The organism is Pseudomonas sp. Pseusp10, assembly GCF_059492225.1.
The window spans coordinates 5,620,505-5,644,235 of sequence record NZ_CP168528.1 but is presented as its reverse complement, the minus strand read 5'-3'; the positions used below and the strand labels follow the sequence as shown (position 1 = coordinate 5,644,235).

General features: G+C 59.4%; 22 protein-coding genes and 1 tRNA gene. 11 read left to right on the top strand and 12 right to left on the bottom strand.

What is annotated here, in order from left to right; all coding sequences use genetic code 11:
* The first annotated feature begins 105 nt into the window (after positions 1–105).
* From ybgC to nadA, 11 genes are all read left to right on the top strand, one after another.
* Positions 106–573: a tol-pal system-associated acyl-CoA thioesterase gene (ybgC, locus tag ACEN8Z_RS25725; RefSeq protein ID WP_007995638.1), complete on the top strand. Its 468-nt coding sequence runs from the start codon at positions 106–108 to the stop codon at positions 571–573.
* Entirely contained in the window at positions 563–1,258 is a 696-nt protein-coding gene (tolQ, locus tag ACEN8Z_RS25720) for a protein TolQ (RefSeq protein WP_007995636.1), read from the top strand. Before ybgC ends, tolQ begins: the two co-directional genes overlap by 11 nt.
* 23 nt (positions 1,259–1,281) lie before the next feature.
* Positions 1,282–1,734 carry a protein TolR gene (gene tolR / locus ACEN8Z_RS25715; RefSeq protein ID WP_162130673.1) on the top strand — a complete coding sequence of 151 codons (453 nt, stop codon included), beginning with the start codon at positions 1,282–1,284 and terminating at the stop codon, positions 1,732–1,734.
* Positions 1,734–2,813, top strand: coding sequence for a cell envelope integrity protein TolA (gene tolA / locus ACEN8Z_RS25710; protein WP_495596073.1), 1,080 nt, complete (start codon positions 1,734–1,736; stop codon positions 2,811–2,813). Before tolR ends, tolA begins: the two co-directional genes overlap by 1 nt.
* 17 nt (positions 2,814–2,830) lie before the next feature.
* The gene (gene tolB / locus ACEN8Z_RS25705; RefSeq protein WP_177323268.1) at positions 2,831–4,111 is read left to right on the top strand and encodes a Tol-Pal system beta propeller repeat protein TolB; all 1,281 of its coding nucleotides are present in this window, start codon (positions 2,831–2,833) and stop codon (positions 4,109–4,111) included.
* A gap of 52 nt (positions 4,112–4,163) precedes the next feature.
* The gene (gene pal / locus ACEN8Z_RS25700; protein WP_003178634.1) at positions 4,164–4,661 is read left to right on the top strand and encodes a peptidoglycan-associated lipoprotein Pal; all 498 of its coding nucleotides are present in this window, start codon (positions 4,164–4,166) and stop codon (positions 4,659–4,661) included.
* A gap of 6 nt (positions 4,662–4,667) precedes the next feature.
* The gene (gene ybgF / locus ACEN8Z_RS25695; RefSeq protein ID WP_495596072.1) at positions 4,668–5,507 is read left to right on the top strand and encodes a tol-pal system protein YbgF; all 840 of its coding nucleotides are present in this window, start codon (positions 4,668–4,670) and stop codon (positions 5,505–5,507) included.
* 166 nt (positions 5,508–5,673) lie between these two features.
* Positions 5,674–6,321, top strand: coding sequence for a 7-carboxy-7-deazaguanine synthase QueE (gene queE, locus ACEN8Z_RS25690; protein WP_007995628.1), 648 nt, complete (start codon positions 5,674–5,676; stop codon positions 6,319–6,321).
* Between the two features lies 1 nt (position 6,322).
* Positions 6,323–7,015, top strand: coding sequence for a 7-cyano-7-deazaguanine synthase QueC (gene queC / locus ACEN8Z_RS25685; protein ID WP_108228647.1), 693 nt, complete (start codon positions 6,323–6,325; stop codon positions 7,013–7,015).
* 63 nt (positions 7,016–7,078) lie between these two features.
* Positions 7,079–7,154: transfer RNA gene (locus tag ACEN8Z_RS25680), tRNA-Lys, on the top strand.
* A gap of 270 nt (positions 7,155–7,424) precedes the next feature.
* Entirely contained in the window at positions 7,425–8,483 is a 1,059-nt protein-coding gene (gene nadA, locus ACEN8Z_RS25675) for a quinolinate synthase NadA (protein WP_007982288.1), read from the top strand.
* Between the two features lie 150 nt (positions 8,484–8,633).
* Here nadA and ACEN8Z_RS25670 read toward each other — a convergent pair whose 3' ends face one another.
* From ACEN8Z_RS25670 to arcD, 12 genes are all read right to left on the bottom strand, one after another.
* Complete coding sequence (locus tag ACEN8Z_RS25670) at positions 8,634–9,122, bottom strand: RDD family protein (RefSeq protein WP_495596071.1); 489 nt, start codon at positions 9,120–9,122, stop codon at positions 8,634–8,636.
* Positions 9,123–9,217: 95 nt separating this feature from the next.
* Positions 9,218–9,430 (bottom strand): cold-shock protein, encoded by a 213-nt coding sequence (locus ACEN8Z_RS25665; RefSeq protein WP_007977299.1) that lies wholly within the window; start codon positions 9,428–9,430, stop codon positions 9,218–9,220.
* A gap of 402 nt (positions 9,431–9,832) precedes the next feature.
* Positions 9,833–10,957, bottom strand: coding sequence for a glycine cleavage system aminomethyltransferase GcvT (gene gcvT, locus ACEN8Z_RS25660; protein ID WP_495596070.1), 1,125 nt, complete (start codon positions 10,955–10,957; stop codon positions 9,833–9,835).
* Positions 10,958–10,993: 36 nt separating this feature from the next.
* Complete coding sequence (locus ACEN8Z_RS25655; protein WP_495596069.1) at positions 10,994–12,370, bottom strand: L-serine ammonia-lyase; 1,377 nt, start codon at positions 12,368–12,370, stop codon at positions 10,994–10,996.
* Between the two features lie 204 nt (positions 12,371–12,574).
* On the bottom strand, positions 12,575–15,427 hold the full coding sequence (gene gcvP, locus ACEN8Z_RS25650; RefSeq protein ID WP_495596068.1) for an aminomethyl-transferring glycine dehydrogenase: 2,853 nt from the start codon (positions 15,425–15,427) through the stop codon (positions 12,575–12,577).
* A gap of 11 nt (positions 15,428–15,438) precedes the next feature.
* Positions 15,439–15,822: a glycine cleavage system protein GcvH gene (gcvH, locus tag ACEN8Z_RS25645; RefSeq protein ID WP_007996035.1), complete on the bottom strand. Its 384-nt coding sequence runs from the start codon at positions 15,820–15,822 to the stop codon at positions 15,439–15,441.
* 454 nt (positions 15,823–16,276) lie between these two features.
* Entirely contained in the window at positions 16,277–17,785 is a 1,509-nt protein-coding gene (gene gcsR, locus ACEN8Z_RS25640; protein ID WP_429491039.1) for a transcriptional regulator GcsR, read from the bottom strand.
* 208 nt (positions 17,786–17,993) lie between these two features.
* Positions 17,994–18,356 carry a DUF5064 family protein gene (locus ACEN8Z_RS25635; RefSeq protein WP_495596067.1) on the bottom strand — a complete coding sequence of 121 codons (363 nt, stop codon included), beginning with the start codon at positions 18,354–18,356 and terminating at the stop codon, positions 17,994–17,996.
* 64 nt (positions 18,357–18,420) lie between these two features.
* The gene (gene arcC, locus ACEN8Z_RS25630; protein ID WP_007996028.1) at positions 18,421–19,350 is read right to left on the bottom strand and encodes a carbamate kinase; all 930 of its coding nucleotides are present in this window, start codon (positions 19,348–19,350) and stop codon (positions 18,421–18,423) included.
* Positions 19,351–19,539: 189 nt separating this feature from the next.
* Entirely contained in the window at positions 19,540–20,550 is a 1,011-nt protein-coding gene (locus ACEN8Z_RS25625) for an ornithine carbamoyltransferase (RefSeq protein WP_495596066.1), read from the bottom strand.
* Positions 20,551–20,631: 81 nt separating this feature from the next.
* Entirely contained in the window at positions 20,632–21,888 is a 1,257-nt protein-coding gene (arcA, locus tag ACEN8Z_RS25620) for an arginine deiminase (protein WP_495596065.1), read from the bottom strand.
* Between the two features lie 33 nt (positions 21,889–21,921).
* Positions 21,922–23,349: an arginine-ornithine antiporter gene (gene arcD, locus ACEN8Z_RS25615; protein ID WP_495596064.1), complete on the bottom strand. Its 1,428-nt coding sequence runs from the start codon at positions 23,347–23,349 to the stop codon at positions 21,922–21,924.
* Between the last annotated feature and the right edge of the window lie 382 nt (positions 23,350–23,731).

The following is a 23,731-nucleotide window of genomic DNA, read 5'->3' as shown; positions in this document are numbered from 1 at the left end:
TCGGGCAATGTAGGGTCCCAGGACCGTACTTTCGCAAGAAAGCCGCAGAACAATGAAAAACAGTTGCCTGGCCGGATTGGCAACCTGAGGAGTAAGCACTAGAGTATGCGCGCGCAAAACGGGCTTGAGCCTTTCGCACATCGTTGTCGCGTTTATTACGAGGACACCGATGCGGGCGGCATCGTGTATTACGTCAATTACCTCAAGTTTATGGAACGGGCTCGAACCGAGCGGCTACGAGATCTGGGCTTTGCCCAGTCGCAGCTGGCAGGGGAGGACCTGTTGTTCGTCGTGCATTCCAGCGAAGCGCGCTACCACGCGCCGGCGCGACTGGATGACGAACTGATGGTAAGCGCTGAAGTAATCGAATTGAACCGTGCCAGCCTGCGCTTTAAACAGCAGGTCAGGCGGGCGACGGATAATGTGCTGCTCTGCGAAGGGCAGTTTCTGGTGGCCTGTGTGCGCACTGAAAGTTTGAAACCCCGGGCCATTCCCGAAGCTCTACGAGCGGCCTTTGCCGACGTGAGCGGCGCGGGTACACACTCAAAGCAGGAGATAAAGCGTGGAAGCTAACGTCGTCGACCATTCCTCCATGTGGAGCCTGGTCAGCAATGCCAGTATCGTGGTGCAACTGGTAATGCTGACCCTGGTAGCCGCATCGGTGACCTCGTGGATCATGATCTTTCAGCGCAGCAACCTGCTGCGCGCCGGTCGACGTGCCCTGGAGAGCTTTGAAGAGCGCTTCTGGTCGGGAATCGACCTGTCCAAACTCTACCGTCAGGCCGGTAGCAACCCGGACCCGGATTCGGGCGTCGAGCAAATCTTCCGTGCCGGATTCAAGGAATTCTCCCGTCTGCGCCAGCAGCCAGGCGTTGACCCGGAAGCGGTCATGGAAGGTGTGGCCCGTGCCATGCGCGTTGCCATTTCCCGCGAAGAAGAAAAGCTCGAGCAGAGCCTGCCCTTCTTGGCCACCGTCGGTTCCGTCAGCCCGTACATCGGTCTGTTTGGCACCGTCTGGGGCATCATGAACTCCTTCCGTGGTCTGGCAACCGCCCAGCAAGCGACCCTGGCCACCGTGGCGCCAGGTATCGCCGAAGCACTGATCGCCACGGCGATCGGTCTGTTCGCTGCCATTCCAGCCGTTATCGCTTACAACCGTTTCGCTGCTCGCAGCGAAACCCTGCTGGGCCGCTACTACACCTTCGCCGACGAGTTCCAGGCGATCCTGCACCGCAAAGTGCACACCAGCGAAGAATAAGCAGGTAATTTCCAATGGCTTTAATCGCTCGAGCTCGCAAAAAGCGCAAGCCGGTCGCCGAGATGAACGTGGTGCCTTACATCGACGTGATGTTGGTGCTGCTGGTCATCTTCATGGTGACCGCGCCGATGCTCAATCAGGGCGTGAAAGTTGATCTGCCCAAGGTTTCCAGCGAAGCCTTGCCGCAGGACAACAACACCCAGGTCCTGACCATTTCCATCAAATCCGACAAGACCTATTACTGGAACCTTGGCAGCGAAGTCGACACAGACAAGCAGCAAGATCGGGCCATGACCCTGCCGCAGATGACTGACGCGGTGACCAAGATCATTCGCGTCGGCAACGAAGGCGGCAAGCGTACCCAGGTCTTCATTCGCGGCGACAAATCTGTCGATTACGGTTCCGTCATGGGAGCCATGGGCGGGTTGCAGAAAGCCGGGGTCGGTAATGTTGGCTTGATTACCGAGGCGCCCTGATGCAGCAACAGCGAGAGCCGTCCGCCTCGGAGAGCTACTTCTGGCCTAGTGTCTGGGCGATTGGCTTGCACGTGCTGGTGTTCGGCATGCTGTTCGTCAGTTTTGCCTTTACCCCGGAACTGCCGCCGGCCAAGCCGATTGTCCAGGCGACCTTGTACCAGCTGAAATCGAAAAGTCGGGCGACCACCCAGACCAATCAGAAGATTGCCGGTGAAGCGCAGAAATCTGCTGCGCGTCAGACCGAAGTCGAGCAGATGGAACAGAAAAAGGTCGAGCAGGAAGCGGTGAAGGCTGCGGAACAAAAGAAAGAAGAGGCGGCTCAAAAGGCCGAAGAAGCCAAGAAGGCCGACGAGGCGAAGAAAGCGGACGAGGCGAAAAAGGCTGATGAAGCCAAGAAAGCCGACGAAGCGAAGAAAACCGCGGAAGCCAAGAAGGCAGAAGAGAAACAATTGGCTGATATAGCCAAGAAGAAAGCTGAAGAAGAAGCCAAGAAAGCTGCTGAAGAAGAGGCCAAGAAAGCGGCCGCTGAAGAAGCCAAGAAAAAGATCGTCGAAGACGCGAAGAAGAAAGCCGCGGAAGACGCCAAGAAGAAAGCCGAGGCTGAAGAGGCGAAGAAGAAAGTCGCCGAGGAAGCGAAGAAGAAAGCTGCTGCCGATGCTGCGAAGAAGAAGTCGCAGGACGCGGCACGTAAGTCCGCCGAAGACAAAAAGGCCCAGGCCCTGGCAGATTTGCTTTCCGATACGCCGCAGCGTCAGCAGGCCTTGGCCGATGAGCAGGGTGACGAAGTCGCCGGCAGTTTCGATGACCTGATTCGTGCTCGTGCAGCGGAAGGCTGGGCTCGTCCACCTTCGGCACGCAAAGGCATGACGGTCGTGTTGCAAATCGGCATGTTGCCGGACGGTACGGTGACCTCGGTCAGCGTGGCCAGGTCCAGTGGCGACGGTCCGTATGACGCATCGGCTGTTGCCGCAGTGAAGAATATTGGACGTTTGACAGAAATGCAGGGAATGAAGCCGAGTGATTTCGCTCCGTATCGTTCATTCAAGATGACATTCACACCTGAGGATCTAGCCTTGTGAGAAACCTTCTACGAGGAATGCTGGTCGTTATCTGCTGCATGGCAGGGATGGCGATGGCAGACGAGAAAAACATTCTGGTTACCAGTGGCAGCGATCGGGCCACCCCGATCGCCGTTGTGCCGTTCGGCTTCCAGGGCGGTAGCGTGCTGCCAGACGACATGGCGGAAATCATCGGTAACGATCTGCGCAACTCGGGTTACTACTCGCCGCTTCCAAAGCAGAACATGATCAGCCAGCCGAGCCAGGCCAGCGAAATCATCTTCCGTGACTTCAAGGCGCTGGGTGCCCAGTACGTCATGGTCGGCAGCATTGTTCCGGCGGGCGGTCGCCTGCAGGTGCAATACGCACTGTTCAACGTGGCCACCGAGCAGCAAGTGCTGACCGGCAGCGTGTCGGGCGGCGTCGATCAGTTGCGCGACATGGCGCACTACATCTCCGACCAGTCGTTCGAAAAGCTCACGGGTATCAAGGGTGCCTTCTCGACTCGTCTGCTGTACGTAACGGCCGAGCGTTTCTCCGAGAACAACACTCGCTACACCCTGCAACGTTCGGACTACGACGGTGCTCGCGCCGTGACCCTGCTGCAGTCGCGCGAGCCGATCCTGTCGCCACGTTTCGCACCTGATGGCAAGCGCATCGCTTATGTCTCCTTCGAGCAGAAGCGTCCACGCATCTTCATGCAGAACATCGACACCGGTCGCCGTGAGCAGATCACCAACTTCGAAGGCCTGAACGGTGCGCCAGCCTGGTCGCCGGATGGCAATCGCCTGGCGTTCGTGCTGTCGAAAGACGGCAACCCGGACATCTATGTGATGAACCTGGGTTCGCGTCAGATCTCCCGCGTCACCAGCGGTCCCGGCATCAACACCGAACCGTTCTGGGGCAAGGATGGCTCGACCATCTACTTCACGTCCGACCGTGGCGGCAAGCCGCAGATCTACAAGACCAGTGCCGGTGGTGGCGGTGCCGAACGCGTGACTTTCGTCGGTAACTACAACGCCAACCCTAAATTGTCGGCTGATGAAAAGACGCTTGTCATGATTCACCGTCAGGAAGGCTTCACCAATTTCAAGGTGGCGGCCCAGGATTTGCAACGTGGTAGTGTAAAAATCCTCACTGATAGCACTCTGGACGAGTCGCCTACTGTCGCGCCCAACGGCACCATGGTAATCTACGCCACCCGCCAGCAGGGCCGGGGAGTCTTGATGCTCGTGTCCATCAATGGACGCGTAAGGCTCCCGCTTCCTACCGCACAAGGCGAAGTCAGAGAACCTTCCTGGTCCCCTTACCTGAACTGACGCGGCGCTATACGTTGTACTTAACACACTGGGGTTCATTAGGAGTTTCACGATGGAAATGCTGAAGTTTGGTAAATTTGCTGCGCTGGCACTGGCCATGGCTGTAGCTGTAGGTTGCTCGTCCAAAGGCGGCGACAATGCCGGTGAAGGCGCGGTAGATCCAAACGCTGGTTACGGCGCAAACACCGGTGCAGTTGACGGCTCCCTGAGCGAAGAAGCTGCACTGCGCGCTATCACCACTTTCTACTTCGAATACGACAGTTCGGACCTGAAGCCAGAAGCCATGCGCGCTCTGGACGTTCACGCCAAAGACCTGAAAGCAAACGGCGCTCGCGTTGTTCTGGAAGGCAACACCGACGAACGTGGTACTCGTGAGTACAACATGGCACTGGGCGAGCGTCGTGCGAAAGCCGTTCAGCGCTACCTGGTACTGCAAGGTGTTTCCCCAGCTCAGCTGGAACTGGTTTCCTACGGCGAAGAGCGTCCAGTTGCTACCGGCAACGACGAGCAGTCCTGGGCTCAAAACCGTCGCGTCGAACTGCGTAAGTAATTCGTCATGCGAACGTGCCGTCGTGCTGTAACTGTTCTGGCTCTCAGCCTCGCGCCGCTTGCGGTGTGGGCTGCGGTTCCTGTGGTCGATGACAACTCCGGTTATAACAATAGCGGGAGCAGTTATCCGCCTGCAGGTTACGGTACGAACGGCGCCTATGCCGGGGGAGGGGTTTCGGCCCCTGTCTCGGCACAGGGCGAGCTGTTCAACCAACTGCAATCAATGCAGCAACAGATCGAGCGCCAGCAAGGTGCGATTGAAGTTCTGCAAAATGATGTAGCGCGCATGAAGCAGGAAAACCTGGAGCGATATCAGGATCTTGATCGGCGCATAGGAACCGGCGTTGCACCAGCCGCGACTCCTGAAAATTCTTCCACCGGTGGTGATTCGAATGCCTCCGGTGTAGCCGCAGGTGCGGCAGCTGGCGCCGCCGCCGCTCAAGCACCCGCCGCGGGTAGCGAGCCGGCAGATCCGGCGAAGGAAAAGCTCTATTACGATGCTGCCTTCGACCTGATCAAGGCCAAGGATTTCGACAAGGCCAGCCAGGCTTTCGCCGCATTCCTGCGCAAATACCCGAATAGTCAATACGCGGGCAATGCCCAGTACTGGTTGGGTGAAGTAAACCTGGCCAAAGGTGATCTGCAAGGTGCAGGTCAGGCATTTGCCAAGGTTTCGCAGCTGTATCCGAAGCACGCCAAAGTGCCTGATTCGCTGTACAAGCTCGCTGATGTGGAGCGCCGCCTGGGTCATACCGACCGGGTCAAAGGCATTCTGCAGCAGGTGGTGTCCCAGTATCCGGGCACTTCCGCCGCTCAGCTGGCTCAACGCGATCTGCAGAAAATGTAAGCCAGTTTGACCCGTTTCGAAGAAACCCGCGCTTGTCGCGGGTTTTTTCGTTAGAATTCACACCCTTTTTCTGAAACACGCTTTTTGGGATCTGCGCATTGCCGGGGTTCCTTGAAGTGCCTGACGGAGGCGGACAGCCTGTTTAGCTGTTACGCCCGTGGCGACTATGCAAGACACATTGAGAATCACCGAAGTTTTCTACTCGTTGCAGGGTGAAACGCGGACTGCCGGCCTGCCCACTGTTTTTGTGCGCCTGACCGGTTGCCCTCTGCGTTGCCAATACTGCGACAGCGCCTACGCGTTCACGGGCGGAACCATTCGCACGCTCGACGACATCCTCGAGCAGGTCGCCGGTTTCCGCCCGCGTTATGTCTGCGTCACGGGCGGCGAACCCCTGGCGCAACCCAATGCCATTCCCTTGCTCAAGCGCTTGTGTGACGCCGGTTACGAAGTGTCACTGGAAACCAGTGGCTCTATTGATATCTCGGCGGTAGATTCCCGGGTCAGTCGCGTCGTCGACCTGAAAACCCCGGGTTCGAAGGAAGCACACCGCAATCGCTACGAAAACATTGAGCTGCTCACGCCCAACGACCAGGTGAAGTTTGTCATCTGCTCGCGGGAGGACTATGACTGGTCCGTTTCCAAGCTGATCCAGTACGGTCTGGACCAGCGCGCCGGTGAAGTCCTGTTCTCGCCAAGTCACCATGATCTCAATGCCCGGGACCTGGCGGACTGGGTGGTGGCGGACAACCTGCCTGTGCGTTTGCAATTGCAGCTGCATAAATATCTATGGAATGACGAGCCGGGGCGCTGAAATGACTGAACAACTGAATACTCCTGAAAAACGTGCGGTCATCCTGCTGTCCGGTGGCCTGGACTCGGCAACCGTCGTGGCCATGGCGCGCGCCGAAGGCTATAGCTGCTACACCATGAGTTTCGACTACGGTCAGCGTTCTCACGCCGAATTGCACGCCGCCGAGCGTGTGGCCCGAGACCTGGGTGTGGTCGAGCACAAGGTAATCGGTCTGAACCTGAACGGAATGGGCGGCTCGGCGCTGACCGACAGCAGCATCGATATTCCGGAAGAGCTGGGTGAGGGCATTCCTGTCACTTACGTGCCTGCGCGTAACACGGTGTTCCTGTCCCTGGCCCTGGGCTGGGCTGAAGTGCTCGGCGCACGCGACATCTTCATCGGCGTCAATGCGGTGGATTACTCCGGTTACCCGGACTGTCGTCCCGAGTTCATTGAGTCGTTCGAGCGCATGGCCAATCTGGCCACCAAGGCCGGCGTGGAAGGCAATGGTTTCCGCATTCAGGCACCGCTGCAAAACCTCAGCAAAGCGCAGATCGTCCAGGCGGGCGTGAAGCTTGGCGTGAACTACGGGTTGACCGTTTCCTGCTATCAGGCCGACGATAACGGTCGCGCGTGCGGCAAGTGCGACAGCTGCCGACTGCGTGCAGAAGGCTTTGCGGCAGCCGGAATCAGCGATCCAACCCCTTATTTTTGATTTATTTCAAAATAGGTGTTGAATAGTCCTTAAAAATCAGTATTATACGCGCCACCACACAGCGGGTCGTTAGCTCAGTTGGTAGAGCAGTTGGCTTTTAACCAATTGGTCGTAGGTTCGAATCCCACACGACCCACCATTTTTGGCGGTTTAGAAAATCCGGAAGGCCCACGCAAGTGAGGATTTCCGGGTTTTTTTTTGCCCGCGATTCAGGTCCGCCTTGCTCCAGGCTGCTGCGCATGACGCAGGTCAGAATGACCTTTTGCATCCGTCGGATATTCTGTAGCCTTGCGCAGCTTCAACGCTGTCCGTGCCTGATGAATACTCACTTTCCCGGCGGTACCCTGAAAGGTACGGAGCCGGGTGTATACTCGACTTTCGCGCGAAAGCGCCTGCAGGTCTTGCGAACATGACGCAAATTTCCGAACGCCTTCTGGTTCAAGCCCACCTCGACGCCAAGCAGCCCAAGCCGCTGACCGCCGATGAAGAGGCCTATTACCGTGCTGCCATCGCTGCCGAGCTCAAGGCTCAGGACGCGGTGCTGGTGGCGCACTTCTATTGTGACCCTGTCATTCAGGCGCTGGCCGAAGAAACGGGCGGCTGTGTCTCCGACTCGCTGGAGATGGCCCGTTTCGGTAACGCCCATCCGGCCAAGACCGTGGTCGTCGCCGGCGTGAAGTTCATGGGTGAGACTGCCAAGATCCTCAACCCGGAAAAGCGCGTGCTGATGCCGACGCTCGAAGCGACCTGTTCGCTCGACCTGGGTTGCCCGGTGGATGAGTTTTCCGCGTTCTGCGATCAACACCCGGAGCGCACGGTGGTGGTGTACGCCAACACTTCGGCTGCGGTAAAAGCCCGAGCGGATTGGGTGGTGACTTCAAGCTGTGCACTGGAAATCGTCGAAAGCCTGATGGATAACGGCGAGACCATCATCTGGGGCCCGGACAAGCACCTGGGTACCTACATCCAGCGCCAGACCGGTGCCGACATGCTGCTGTGGGACGGTGCCTGCATCGTGCACGAAGAGTTCAAGTCCAAGCAGCTTGAAGACATGAAGGCGCTGTACCCGGATGCGGCGATTCTGGTGCACCCCGAGTCGCCGACTTCGGTGATTGAGCTGGCCGACGCCGTGGGCTCCACCAGCCAGTTGATCGCGGCGGCACAGAACCTGCCGAACAAGACGCTGATCGTTGCGACCGATCGCGGCATCTTCTACAAGATGCAGCAGCTGTGCCCGGACAAGGTCTTTATCGAAGCCCCGACGGCGGGTAACGGCGCGGCGTGCCGCAGTTGTGCGCATTGCCCTTGGATGGCCATGAACACCCTTGAGCGCACGCTCAAGGCGTTGAAAGAAGGGGCGAACGAGATCTTTGTCGATCCGGCGCTGATTCCGCAGGCGATCCGGCCGCTCAAGCGCATGCTCGACTTCACTCAGGCGGCGCGGATGAAGCTGGCGGGTAACGCATAAGATCTTTCAACCAAGCGCAAAAAACTGTGGGAGCGAGCTTGCTCGCGATAGCGGCGTATCAGTCACCATTGAAATTGACTGACACTACGCCATCGCGAGCAAGTCGGATCGCCGCACCGTCGCTCCCACAGTGGTTTCTGCGTCGGGAAATTATTTGGTCTTCTTTGGAATCCGCACGAGCTGGGTATTGGAATACATGTCGTGCCAGCTGCGTTTCTGCTTGTCGAACAGTGACCAGATGAAGCCCAGGCCAATGCATAGCAAGGAAGCGATGGACACCACAAAACGCAGCAGCGCCTGCCACAGGCTGATGGACGAGCCATCGGCGTTCTGTACCCGGATACACCAGACTTGCATGCCCAGGGTCTGACCGGACCAGGTCCAGAATTTGGCGAAGAAGCCGAACAGTACGAACAACAGCACCGTCGAGAGAAGGGGGTCACCGTCCAGCGCGCCGGCTTCGGTCAGGGTGCGCATCCTTTCTTCGCCGATGATCGCCATCTGGATCATCTTGTAGATGCCGCTGGTGACGATCAGCAGGGCTGTGCACAGCAGGAAATCATAGAACATGGCTGCCAGGCGACGACCCAGGCCAGCGGCAGGAAAGTCGCCCTGGGGAGTAAGCAGGTGTTTCGACATGGCAGGCTCTCGGCGAAAAAAGAAGCCATTTTACGGATTTACGCGCACAAAAAAGCCCCTGATGTCAGCATCAGGGGCTTTTTCGTTACAGAAGATTAGGCTTCTGCTTGTACTTCGTCAGCCTGCATGCCTTTCTGGCCCTGCACGGCGATGAAAGTCACTTTCTGGCCTTCTTTCAGGCTCTTGAAGCCGTTGCCCTGGATGGCGCGGAAATGCACGAACAGATCCGGACCGCTTTCAGGAGTGATAAAACCAAAACCTTTCTCGTCGTTAAACCACTTGACGGTACCGCTCTGACGTTGGGACATTTCTTATTTCCTTTGACGCAAAAATTAATGACAGTCTCCTTCTCGTGAAAGAGTACTGGGGCTGGTTGCAGGAGAGTAAGAAGACGTCGAACGGGATGTAGCTAACTTGTAGGCTACTGCCCAGGTCACGATTCCAAGCGACCCATGCAAACACAGTGAACAAACTCTACGCCAACTACGGGAGAAAAAACAAGCCCTGTGAAGGCCCCGTATTTCCTCAGGTTGATGGCAAAGTCAGTCCACTCGTGGCGCCTTATACGTTAACGCTGTTCAATTGTTTTCGATCGTTATAAGCAAAGTTCATAATCGAAGCTTAGAGTCAAACAATGCACTATTTTATGGCGGTTGCGTTACACATTAGTGCACAGTTAACGCAACCGCGTTACTTATAGAAACATTCAATCAGCCACGATAGTAGCGTTGTGGAACGAATGGCATTTTGCTTACAAGCAAAGGCACCTTTTTCCCACGAACAATCGCCCAAACGGGTGTGTCCAGTGCGATGTAAGCGCTGTCGACATAACCCATGGCCAGCGGCCCGCCCAGTGTCGGGCCGAAACCGCCGCTGCAGACGCTACCGATGATGTCGCCGGCTTCGTTGACGATCTCGGCACCTTCGCGCACCGGTGTACGTTCCTGCGGCAGCAGGCCTACGCGTTTACGGTTTACGCCTGCCTGTTGCTGAGCGAATACGGTTTCGGCGCCGGGGAAGCCGCCGGCCCGTGCGCCATCGGCGCGACGTGGCTTGGAGATCGCCCACAGCAGGCTCGCTTCGATCGGGGTGGTGTCGGTATTCATGTCATGGCCGTACAGGCACAGACCCGCTTCCAGGCGCAGGGAGTCGCGGGCGCCAAGGCCGATGGCGGCCACTTCCGCTTCAGCCAGCAGTGCACGAGCCAGGGCTTCGGCGTTGGCGGCCGGCACGGAGATTTCGAACCCGTCTTCACCGGTGTAACCCGAGCGGCTGACAAAGCAGTCCACGCCCAGCAGTTTCACTCGAGCGAACTGCATGAAGGTCATCCTGGCCACTTCAGGTGCCAGACGTGCCAGCACGGTGACCGCTGCCGGACCTTGCAGGGCGAGCAGGGCGCGTTCTTCGAACAGCGGCTCGATCGTGCACTGGTCGCCAATGTGCTTGCGCAGGTGTGCCAGGTCCTGATCCTTGCAGGCGGCGTTGACCACCAGGAACAATTCGTCGTTGCCCAGGTTGGCGACCATCAGGTCATCGAGGATGCCGCCCGTCGCATTGGTGAACATCGCGTAGCGCTGCATGCCCACCGGCAGGTCAATGATGTCCACCGGCACCAGGGTTTCCAGAGCCTTGGCCGCGTTGGCACCGGTCAGGCGGATCTGGCCCATGTGCGAGACGTCGAACAGCCCGGCCTGTTCGCGGGTGTGCTGGTGTTCCTTCATCACGCCCAGCGGGTATTGCACTGGCATGTCGTAGCCGGCGAACGGCACCATGCGCGCGCCGAGTTCGATGTGCAGTGCGTGCAACGGGGTTTTCAACAGTTGTTCGGTGGACATATTCAGCTCCTGAAGAAGGGTGCAGATGAGCGCTCATCAGCACTCGATAATGTTGACCGCCAAACCGCCACGGGCGGTTTCCTTGTATTTGCTTTTCATGTCGGCGCCGGTCTGGCGCATGGTGCGGATAACCTTGTCGAGGGAGACGAAGTGTTGCCCGTCGCCGCGCATGGCCATGCGCACGGCATTGATGGCCTTGACCGAGCCCATGGCGTTGCGCTCGATGCAAGGCACTTGCACCAGCCCGCCAATCGGGTCGCAGGTCAGCCCGAGGTTGTGTTCCATGCCGATTTCGGCGGCGTTCTCCACTTGTTGCACGGTGCCGCCCAGTACTTCGCACAAGGCACCGGCGGCCATCGAGCAAGCGACGCCGACTTCGCCCTGGCAGCCGACTTCGGCACCGGAGATAGAGGCGTTTTCCTTGTACAGAATGCCAATGGCCGCGGCAGTCAGCAGAAAACGCACCACCCCGTCATCATTCGCGCCGGGAATAAACCGCATGTAGTAATGCAGCACCGCCGGAATGATCCCGGCCGCACCATTGGTGGGCGCCGTGACCACGCGCCCGCCGTTGGCGTTTTCTTCATTGACGGCCAGGGCGTACAGGTTGACCCAGTCCAGCACCGACAGCGGATCGCGCAAGGACGATTCGGGGTTGCTGCACAATTGCCGATGCAGCGCTGCCGCCCGGCGTTTGACCTTCAAGCCACCGGGCAGGATGCCTTCATTGCGGCAACCGGCGGCTACGCAGTCCTGCATGACTTGCCAGATTTTCAACAGGCCGGCACGGGTTTCCGCTTCCGGGCGCCAGGCGCTTTCATTCGTCAGCATCACCTGGCTGATCGACAGCCCGTATTTGACGCAATGACCGAGAAGATCCTTGGCGCTTTTGAAGGGGAAGGTCAGGGGGGTGGCGTCTTCGACGATGCGATCGGCACCGGCAGCGTCCTCATCAACGACAAACCCGCCGCCCACCGAGTAGTACTCGCGACTGCGGACCTGCAGGCCCGCCGCGTCGAAGGCGCGAAAAATCATGCCGTTGGGGTGATAGGGCAACGGTTTGCGAATCATCGCCAGGTGTTCTTTCTCGTTGAACGCAATGCTGTGTTCGCCGAGCAGGTTCAAGCGACCGTTGCCACGAATTTCCTGCAGGCGCGCAGCGACGGTTTCTGTATCCACGGTGTCCGGGTGTTCGCCTTCCAGGCCCAGCAACACAGCCTTGTCACTGCCGTGGCCCTTGCCGGTGGCGCCGAGCGAGCCGTACAGCTCGACCTTGACGCAGGTGGTGGCCGTCAGCAGCCCTTCACGGCGCAGGCCTTCGACGAAGCGCGCAGCGGCGCGCATCGGACCGACGGTGTGGGAGCTGGAGGGGCCGATACCAATCTTGAACAGGTCGAACACGCTTAACGACATGGTGGTTCTCCGGTTTCTTGTTATAGGAATAGGCGGAAACAGGGGGGCTTGGCGCAGATCCCTGTGGGAGCGGGCTTGCTCGCGAAGGCGGCGTAACAGGCAGCACATTTGGCGGCTGACACACCGCCTTCGCGAGCAAGCCCGCTCCCACAAGGGGAATGCGGTGTTCTTGAGAGGGGCGAGTAAACCCGCCCCCTCATTGGTTTAAGCGTAGCTTTCGATCGACGGGCAGGCGCAGACCAGGTTGCGATCGCCAAACACGTTGTCGACACGACCGACCGGCGGCCAGTACTTGCCTTCGATCAGCGACGCAACCGGGTAAACCGCTTGTTCACGGCTGTACGGGTGCGACCACTCGCCAACCAGTTCCTTGGCGGTGTGCGGAGCGTTTTTCAGCGGGTTGTCGTCCTTGTCCAGGGTGCCGTTTTCCACTGCGCGGATTTCTTCGCGAATGCGGATCATGGCGTCGCAGAAGCGGTCCAGTTCTTCCTTCGACTCGCTTTCGGTCGGCTCGATCATCAGCGTGCCGGCTACCGGGAACGACATGGTCGGCGCGTGGAAACCGAAGTCGATCAGGCGCTTGGCCACGTCATCGACGCTGATGCCGCTGCTGTCTTTCAGCGGACGCAGGTCGAGGATGCATTCGTGCGCCACCAGGCCGTTGCTGCCGGTGTACAGCACTGGATAGTGCTCTTCGAGGCGACGGGAAATGTAGTTGGCATTGAGGATCGCCAGCTGCGATGCGCGCTTGAGACCCGCACCACCCATCATGCGAATGTACATCCAGGTGATCGGCAGAATGCTCGCGCTGCCGAACGGTGCTGCGCAAACGGCACCTTCCTTGCGCTCCATCTGGGCGTGGCCCGGCAGGAACGGCGCGAGGTGCGACTTGACGCCAATCGGGCCGACGCCCGGGCCGCCACCACCGTGCGGGATGCAGAAGGTTTTGTGCAGGTTCAGGTGCGACACGTCGCCGCCGAACTTGCCCGGGGCGCAGAGGCCGACCATGGCGTTCATGTTGGCGCCGTCGATGTACACCTGGCCGCCGTTGTCATGAATGATGCCGCAGATTTCGCGGATGCCTTCTTCGAACACGCCGTGGGTCGACGGGTAGGTGATCATCAGCGCGGCGAGGTGTTCGCGGTGCTCGATGGCTTTGGCGCGCAGGTCTTCGATGTCAACGTTGCCGCGGGCGTCGCACGCGGTCACGACCACGCGCATACCCGCCATTTGTGCGGTGGCCGGGTTGGTACCGTGGGCCGACGACGGGATCAGGCAGATGTCGCGACGGTCTTCGCCACGGCTCTGGTGGTAGGCACGGATCGCCAAGAGACCTGCGTATTCACCTTGGGAGCCAGCGTTCGGTTGCAGCGAAACCGAGTCGTAGCCGGTCGCAGCGCACAGCATGGCTTCCAGTTCGTCGGTCAATTGCTGATAACCGGCGCTTTGCTCGGCCGGGGCGAACGGGTGCAGGGCGCCGAACTCGGCCCAGGTCACCGGGATCATTTCGCTGGCGGCGTTGAGTTTCATGGTGCACGAACCCAGCGGGATCATGGTGCGGTCCAGCGCCAGGTCCTTATCCGCCAGTTTGCGCAGGTAACGCATCAGCTCGGTTTCCGAGTGATAACGGTTGAACACCGGGTGGCTGAGTATCGGCGACTGACGCACCAGTGCGGCCGGGATGGCGCTCACCACCGAGGCGGCGAGGGCGGCGAAGTCCGGCAGGGCCTTGCCGTCGGACAGCAGGCTCCACAGGGTTTCAACGTCGGCCTGAGTGGTGGTTTCGTCCAGGGACAGGCCCAGGCGTTCGCCATCGACCACGCGCAGGTTGATGCGCTGGGCGTGTGCCTTGTCGTGCAGGGCGGCGGTGTGGGCGCCGGTCTTCACGGTCAGGGTGTCGAAGAAGCTCGCTTGCTCGACGTTCAGACCCAATGCGCTCAAGCCTTTGGCCAGGATTGCAGTCAGGTGATGCACGCGATTGGCGATCTGTGTCAGGCCTTTTGGACCGTGGTACACGGCGTACATGCTGGCGATGTTGGCCAGCAGCACTTGCGCGGTGCAGATGTTCGATGTGGCTTTCTCGCGACGGATGTGTTGTTCGCGGGTCTGCATGGCCAGGCGCAGGGCCGGGTTGCCGAAACGGTCTACGGAAACACCGACCAGGCGGCCTGGCATGTCACGCTTGAACGCATCCTTGGTGGAGAAGTACGCCGCGTGCGGGCCACCAAAGCCCAGCGGCACGCCGAAGCGTTGTGCGCTGCCGATGGCCACGTCGGCGCCAAACTCGCCCGGTGCGGTCAGCACGGTCAGGGCCAACAGGTCGGCAGCCACGGCAACGAGGGCGTTGGCGGCATGGAAGCGTTCGGTCAGCTCGCGGTAGTCGAACACGTCACCGTTGCTCGCCGGGTATTGCAGCAGGGCGCCGAAGAACGGCGTCACGTCGGTCAGTTCGAGTTCGTCGCCAACCACCACGTCGATGCCCAAAGGCTCGGCACGGGTGCGCAGTACGTCGAGGGTCTGCGGGTGGCAATGCACGGAGGCGAAGAATTGGTGGCTGCCCTTGTTCTTGCTCAGGCGTTTGCAGAAGGTCATGGCTTCGGCAGCGGCGGTGGCTTCGTCGAGCAGGGAGGCGTTGGCGATCGGCAGGCCGGTGAGGTCGCTGATCAGGGTCTGGAAGTTCAGCAGCGCTTCGAGACGGCCCTGGGAAATTTCTGGCTGATATGGGGTGTAGGCGGTGTACCAGGCCGGGTTTTCCAGCAGGTTGCGCAGGATCGGCGACGGCGTGTGGGTGCCGTAGTAACCCTGGCCGATGAAGGTCTTGAACAGCTGGTTTTTAGTCGCGATGGACTTGATCAAGGCCAGGGCATCGGCTTCGCTCAGGCCGTCTTCCAGGCCGAGAACGCTGGTGCCCTTGATGCTGTCGGGAATCACGCTGGCGCTCAGGGCTTCCAGGGAGTCGAAGCCGAGGCTGTTGAGCATGGCTTGCTCGTCACCGGCGCGCGGGCCGATGTGACGGGCGATGAATTCGTTGGCGGTGGTCAGATTGATTTGAGTCATGTCATCGCTCCTCAGGCTTCGGCTTGCGCTTTGATCAGGCGGTCGTAGGCGTCCTGGTCCAGCAGTTGGCCGACAGCGGCGGCGTCGCTTGGTTTGAAACGGAAGAACCAGCCTTCACCCAGCGGATCTTCGTTGACCAGTTCAGGGCTGCTGTCCAGGGCCGGGTTCACTTCCAGCACTTCACCGTCCAGCGGCATGTACACGCCGCTTGCAGCCTTTACCGATTCCACGGTGGCGGCTTCGGCGCCTTTGTCGTAAGACTGCAGCTCAGGCAGTTGAACGAAAACCACATCGCCCAGAGCGTTCTGTGCGAAAGCGGTGATGCCGACCGTGACGCTGCCGTCAGCTTCGGTGCGCAGCCATTCGTGATCTTCAGTAAAACGCAACTCGCTCATGGAAACTCCTAAGGGGCCAGACTCGTCTGGTGGACGCGATTGAATGCTTGGGCGATGCCCTGGTTATGGAGGACTACATAGCAAGAACGCGGCCAATATTGTTTTTATGGTTATTGATCAATGATTTAGGTGGTTTCGACAAACGCTGAAACTCACTCGCTGTAGCGAAATCGATACGGCATATGTCCTGGATAAAAGCCGAGCTGGATCAAAGCCTTGCACAGCCGTGACCGGAGAGGGGTGTAGCGATATCGTTCCACTGTAGCGCTTTCAGTACAGGTGGAGGTCGTTTTTGGCGTGATTTCGCACCGAACACAAAACCTGTAGGAGCGAGCCTGCTCGCGATAGCGGTGCGACATTCAACACTGATGCCGACTGACAGGCCCTCATCGCGAGCAGGCTCGCTCCCACAGTGGTTCTGTGTTGTTGGTGGGTAACATGTTCCGGCAGTGCCTCAGGCCTTGCCGGGAATCCCGTACTTGCGCAACCGATGGGCAATCGCGGTGTGGGAGGTTTGCAGGCGGGTCGCGAGTTGCCGGGTCGACGGGTAGCTGGTGTAGAGTTTTTCCAGCAGGGTCTTCTCGAACTCGTCCATGGCCTGTTCCAGGCTGTCGACGTCATGGTCGCTCTGGCGGGCCACCGAGGTGCCGGCGATGTCGAGGTCGCCAATGTCCACCAGGCTGCTTTCGCAAATCGCCGCGGCACGGAAGATCACGTTCTGCAATTGCCGCACGTTGCCCGGCCAGCGGTTGCCCAGCAGCGCCGGGTAGGTGCCTGGCGCCAGGCGACAGATCGGGCGCTGGATCTGCGCACAGGCCTGCTGCATGAAGTAGCGGGCCAGCAGCAGGATGTCCTGGCCGCGCTCGCGTAGCGGCGGCACTTCAACGTTGAGGACGTTGAGGCGATAGAACAGGTCTTCGCGGAACAGGCCTTCGCTGACCATTTTTTCCAGGTCGCGATGGGTCGCGCTGAGGATCCGTACGTTGACCTTGACCTCACGGTCACCGCCGACCCGGCGAAAACTGCCATCGTTGAGGAAACGCAGCAATTTGGCCTGCAAATACGGCGACATCTCGCCGATCTCATCGAGAAACACCGTGCCCTGGTTGGCCAGCTCCATCAGCCCTGGCTTGCCGCCGCGTTGCGCGCCGGTGAAAGCGCCGGGGGCGTAGCCGAACAGTTCGCTTTCGGCGAGATTCTCCGGTAATGCCGCGCAGTTCAACGCCAGGAACGGTGAACTGTGCCGGGCGCTGATGGCGTGGCAGGCACGGGCCACCAGTTCCTTGCCGGTGCCGGTTTCACCCTGGATCAACAGCGGCGCATCGAGGGCCGCCACCCGCTGGGCGCGCGCCTTGAGGGTGCGGATCACCGGGGACTCGCCGAGCAGTGCATCGAAACCTTCGGCATGATCATGGTGCAGCGCGGACAGGCGTTCGCCGATGCGGTTCGGTTGATACAGGGTCAGCAGGGCGCCGGCGTCGGTGATCGGTGTGGCGTCGAGCAGCAAGGTCTGGCCGTTTACGGTGATTTCCCGCAGCGGCAGGCGAAAGCCGTGTTCCAGCAGGGCGTCGAGCAAAGCCGGGTCGGCAAACAGGTCGGCCACGCTTTCACCGGCCGGCTCGCGGCCGTACAGGGCGATCAATGCCGGGTTGGCCAGCAGCACCTTGCCGTCGCTGTCCAGTGCCAGCACCGGGTCGGTCATGGCGGCCAGCAACGCGTCGAGCTGCAAGTGCCGGCGCTGGCCGGGCAGGATGTCGACCACTGTCACCGCTTGCACGCCACGCACGCTGAACAGGGCATCGCGCAGTTCCTCGAGGACTTGCGGGCTCAGGGTCGGGGCGTCGATATAAACATTGGGCGGGACCATTTCCACCGCATCCAGGTTCAGATTGCGCCCACCGAGCAGGGCCAGGACTTCCTGGGTGATACCGACGCGGTCGATGAAGCTGACGTGGATACGCATGGGGCGGTTTCGGGTTATGCAGTGCGGAGGGTGGCAAGTATGCCTTGGGGCGGGCTAATGGTGAAATGTACCGTCGATATTCAGGACGACATTACCCTCTGTGGGAGCGAGCTTGCTCGCGATAGCAGTGTGTCAGTCAACATCAATGTTGGATGACAGGCCGCTATCGCGAGCAAGCTCGCTCCCACAGTAGATTGTGGTGAGTCAGTTATTCCAGGTGCTCGGGTTTGACCGGGTCGCCCGATTTCATGTTCAGCTGCACCCGCACGTCTTCGAACATCGCGTCGTAGTGCTTGTGGATCGAACCGATATTGCTATGGGTTTTCGGGATGCCGTACTTCTCGGCAATCTTGGTGACGTTGCTGGCGAAGTTGTAGGCCATGTCCTTGGGCAGGAAGAACGACTCGCTCATGTCTTTGTTCTGAATGCTGCCGTGCATTTTGAACAGCATCCCTTTGCCTTCCTTGGGATCCTGGCTGACTTCATAGTCGAGGTAGATGTTGTAGCTGACGTCGTCCTTGTTCAGCGCGTGCCGCTCGATGTGCAGGTGACCCGGCTCGAACGTTGCCATTGTTGACTCTCCTTCAAAAGGTCTTGAATCAGGGCAGGCCCCAGGCCTGCCCCCGAAGTTTCGGTTACTGATAGCTGATGCCCGGTGTCGCCGTACTGATGCGCGTACCGGCCTTGCCCTGGACGATCGCTTCGATGTCCGCGAGCGAGCCGATCACCGCCACTTTTCCAGTATGGCGTGCGAATTCGCAGGCTGCCTGCACCTTCGGTCCCATTGAGCCGGCGGCGAAACCGAGTTTTTCCATTTCGTCGGGGTGGGCCTGGGCGATGGCTTTCTGCGTGGGTTTGCCAAAGTCGATGAAGGCGGCGTTGACGTCGGTGGCGATCACCAACAGATCGGCTTCAAGCTGTTCGGCCAGCAGCGCCGAGCACAGGTCTTTGTCGATGACCGCTTCGACGCCCTCGAGCTTGCCGGGCGAGGTATACATGGTCGGAATGCCGCCGCCACCGGCGCAGATCACGATGCTGCTTTTTTCCAGCAGCCATTTGATCGGACGGATTTCGAAAATGCGCTTGGGTTTCGGGCTGGCGACCACGCGGCGGTACTTGTCGCCGTCCGGGGCGATGGCCCAGCCTTTCTCGGCGGCGAGTTTCTCCGCCTCGGCCTTGCTGTAGACCGGGCCGATGGGTTTGGTCGGGTTCTTGAAGGCCGGGTCGTTGGCATCGACTTCGACCTGGGTCAGCAGGGTCGCGAAGGGCACTTCGAAGTCCAGCAGGTTGCCCAGTTCCTGTTCGATGATGTAGCCGATCATGCCTTCGGTTTCGGCACCGAGCACGTCCAGTGGATAGGGCGAAACCGAGGTGTAGGCCGCCGCCTGCAATGAAAGCAGACCGACCTGGGGGCCATTGCCGTGGGCGATGACCAGTTGGTTGCCGGGATGGATCTTGGCGATCTGTTCGGTGGCGATCCGGATGTTGGCGCGCTGGTTGTCAGCGGTCATGGGTTCGCCCCGGCGGAGCAGGGCATTACCGCCCAGAGCAACGACGATACGCATGGTGCAGTCCTTCTAAACAAAGAGGTTGCAAGCAACACGGCCTTTCTGTGGAACCCGGACCAGTGTGGGAGCGGGCTTGCTCGCGAAAGCGGAGTGTCAGTCGACATCACTGTTGCCTGATACACCGCTTTCGCGAGCAAGCCCGCTCCCACATTGACCCTTTTCCGTCAGTGGGAGCCGAGTCAGCCGTTAGAGATCAGCCAGTGTCGACACCAGAATCGCCTTGATCGTATGCATGCGGTTTTCCGCTTGCTCGAAGGCGATGCAGGCTGGCGACTCGAACACGTCATCGGTCACTTCGATGCCGTTCTTCAGGTGCGGGTACTGCTCGGCAATCTGCTTGCCGACTTTGGTATCACTGTTGTGGAACGCCGGCAGGCAGTGCATGAACTTGGTGCGCGGGTTGCCGGTGGCTTTCATCAGCTCGGCGTTGACCTGATACGGCAGCAGTTGCTGGATGCGTTCGGCCCAGGCTTCGACCGGCTCGCCCATCGACACCCAGACGTCGGTGTGGATGAAATCCACGCCCTTGACGGCGGCTTTCGGATCTTCGGTGAGAGTGATGCGCGCGCCGCTTTCTTCACCGTACTGTTTGCAGCGGGCGACCAGATCGTCCGCCGGCCACAGGGCTTTTGGCGCGCAGATGCGCACGTCCATGCCGAGCTTGGCGCCGATCAGCAGCAACGAGTTGCCCATGTTGTTACGCGCATCGCCGAGGTAGGCGTAGCTGATCTCGTGGATCGGCTTGTCGGCGTGCTCACGCATGGTCAGCACGTCGGCGATCATTTGTGTCGGGTGATACTCGTCGGTCAGGCCGTTGAACACCGGTACGCCGGCGAACTTGGCCAGCTCCTCGACGACTTCCTGCTTGAAGCCACGGTATTCGATGGCGTCGTACATGCGCCCAAGCACGCGGGCGGTGTCCTTCATGCTTTCCTTGTGACCGATCTGCGAGGAGTTCGGGTCGATGTAGGTGACATTGGCGCCCTGGTCATAGGCGGCGACTTCGAACGCACAGCGGGTGCGGGTCGAGGTTTTTTCGAAGATCAGCGCGATGTTGTTGCCCTTGAGATGTTGCTGTTCGGTGCCGGTGTACTTGGCACGTTTGAGGTCGCGGGACAGGTCGAGCAGGTAGCGCAATTCGCGAGGGGTGTGGTGTTCCAGGCTCAGCAGATTGCGGTTATGAATATTGAACGCCATTTTGGATCTCCTAAGGTGTCGGTTATCCCCTTGTCCGGGCATGCCCTTGGGTAGAGGGCAGCGCGGGCCAAGGCTAATAGGTTAGTAGTCAATCGGATCGCGGATGATCGGGCAGGTCATGCAATGGCCGCCGCCTCGTCCCCGGCCGAGTTCGCCGGCGCTGATGGTGATGACCTCCACCCCGGCCTTGCGCATCAGGGTGTTGGTGTAGGTATTGCGGTCGTAGCCGATGACCACGCCGGGCTCCACGGCTACCACGTTGTTGCCGTCGTCCCATTGCTCGCGTTCGGCGGCGAAGCTGTTGCCGCCGGTTTCCACCACGCGCAGGGCCTTGAGGTTGAGGGCCTGGGCCACAGTGTCGAGGAAGTTGGTTTCTTCGCGGCGGATGTCGATGCCACCCGCTTTGCTTTCATCGGGACGCAGGGTGAAGGCGACAATCTGGTTCACCACTTCCGGGAAGATCGTGACGAGGTCGCGATCGCAGAAGCTGAATACGGTGTCCAGGTGCATCGCCGCGCGGGATTTCGGCAGGCCGGCGACGATCACTTTCTCCGCGGCTTTGTTCTTGAACAGGTTCACCGCCAGTTGGGCAATGGCCTGCCGCGACGAGCGTTCGCCCATGCCGATCAATACCACGCCGTTGCCGATCGGCATCACATCACCGCCCTCAAGGGTGGAGTTGCCATGGTCCTTGTCCGGGTCGCCGTACCAGATCTGGAAATCGGCGTTGGTGAACTCGGGGTGGAACTTGTAGATGGCAGTGGTCAGCAGGGTTTCCTGACGGCGCGCCGGCCAGTACATCGGGTTGAGGGTGACGCCACCGTAGATCCAGCAGGTGGTATCGCGGGTGAACTGGGTGTTGGGCAGCGGCGGCAGGATGAAGCTGGAGTTGCCGAGGAAGTCGCGGAACATCTCGATGGCCTTGCCGCCGAAACTGGTGGGCAAGTCGTCGCCCGAGACGCCGCCGATCAGGAACTCGGCGATCTTGCGCGGCTCCAGGCTACGCAGCCACGAAGTGGTTTCGTTGATCAGGCCCAGGCCCACCGAGTTGGCGGTGATCTTGCGCTCCAGAATCCAGTCCAGGGCTTCGGGGATGGCGACGATGTCCGTCAGCAGGTTGTGCATTTCCAGTACATCGATGTTGCGTTCACGCATCTTGGTGACGAAATCGAAGTGGTCGCGCTTGGCCTGGGCCACCCACAACACGTCATCGAACAGCAGTTCATCGCAGTTGTTAGGGGTCAGCCGCTGATGGGCAAGCCCTGGGGAGCAAACCATGACTTTGCGCAGTTTGCCGGCTTCGGAATGGACGCCGTACTTAACTTTTTCCTTGGTCATTACAGTGATCCTCCAGATGACAAAACAGGGTAGTTAAAGAGTCAGGAAGCCGTCATAGAGGCCGTAGGCCGCCACCACGGCGCCGACGACCACCGCCGCGAAAATCAGCTTCTCGACGTTGGTGAAAACCGGTTTGTTTACTTCAAGCTTAGCCTTGGCAAACAGGATCACGCCGGGGGCGTAGAGCAGTGCGGACAGCAGCAGGTATTTGATGCCGCCGGCGTACAGCAGCCAGATCGCGTAGACCAGGGCCACGGCGCCGATGACGAGATCCTTCTGCCGCTCGCCCACCGCGCCTTCGTAGCTTTCGCCACGCACCGCCAACAGCAGTGCGTAGGCCGCCGACCACAGGTAGGGCACCAGAATCATCGAGGTGGCGAGGTAGATCAGCGACAGGTAAGTACTGGCCGAGAACAGCGTGATGATCAGGAAAATCTGCACCATGGCGTTGGTCAGCCACAGGGCGTTGACCGGTACATGGTTGGCGTTTTCGCGGCGCAAAAACGCCGGCATGGTGTGGTCCCTGGCGGCGGCGAACATGATCTCCGCGCACAGCAGCACCCACGACAACAACGCCCCCAGCAACGAGATGATCAAACCGACGCTGATCAGCACTGCGCCCCAGTGACCGACCACGTGTTCCAGTACGGCGGCCATCGACGGGTTCTGCAGTTTGGCCAGTTCCGGCTGAGTCATGATCCCCAGCGACAGCACGTTGACCAGGACTAAAAACAACAGCACGGTGACGAAGCCGATAACGGTGGCCTTACCCACATCGCTGCGTTTTTCCGCTCGGGCGGAAAAGATGCTCGCGCCTTCGATGCCGATGAACACCCACACGGTGACCAGCATCATTTTGCGCACCTGGTCCATCACGCTGCCCAGGTCCGGGTTCTTGAGGCCCCAGATATCGGCGGTGAAGATCTCCAGTTTGAAGGCAAACAACGCGATCAACATGAACAGCACCAGCGGCACAATCTTGGCGACGGTGGTCACCAGGTTGATGAACGCTGCTTCCTTTATTCCTCGCAGTACGAGGAAATGTACGGCCCACAGCAGCACCGAGGCACCGATCACGGCAGCAGGGGTATTCCCCTCCCCAAATAGCGGAAAGAAGTAGCCGAGCGTGCTGAACAGCAAAACGAAGTAGCCAACGTTGCCCAGCCAGGCACTGATCCAGTACCCCCAGGCGGACGAAAAGCCCATGTAGTCGCCGAACCCGGCCTTGGCGTAGGCATAAACCCCGCCATCAAGATCGGGTTTGCGGTTGGCCAGGGTCTGGAAAACGAACGCCAGGGTGAGCATGCCGACGGCGGTGATCGCCCAACCGATCAGAATGGCGCCGACGTCCGCACTGGCGGCCATGTTTTGTGGCAAGGAAAAGATCCCGCCACCAATCATCGAACCGACGACTAATGCAACCAGTGCGCCGAGTTTGAGTTTTCCGGGGGCTTCAGACATTGCATGACTCCAATGCAGGAGAAGAGAGGCAACAGACTAATTCCGTTGGCTATCCAATCAGCTGACTTGGATCACTAAATGAGAGCGTTCCCAGTTTGTTGGCGGAGTGCCATCATTTGCAAGGCGGCTGCTTGTAATGCTTGTTCTAGAGCCTTTTTGTAGATTATTTCAGTTGTTTTGTATTTTATTTCGAATTATGACGCTAGTTGGTTTTTCAGAATCCGCCAATCTTCCCCATGGGTTTTTTGTACAAAATTGATGTATAGGGAAAACGTATACAACAAAAGATTATATCGGCGCTTCCAATAGCCGTTTTGTGCAAGTAAAAAGACATATGTTGGCGTTATCCAATAAACGTTATTACTCTTCAGCAGTTTAGTTG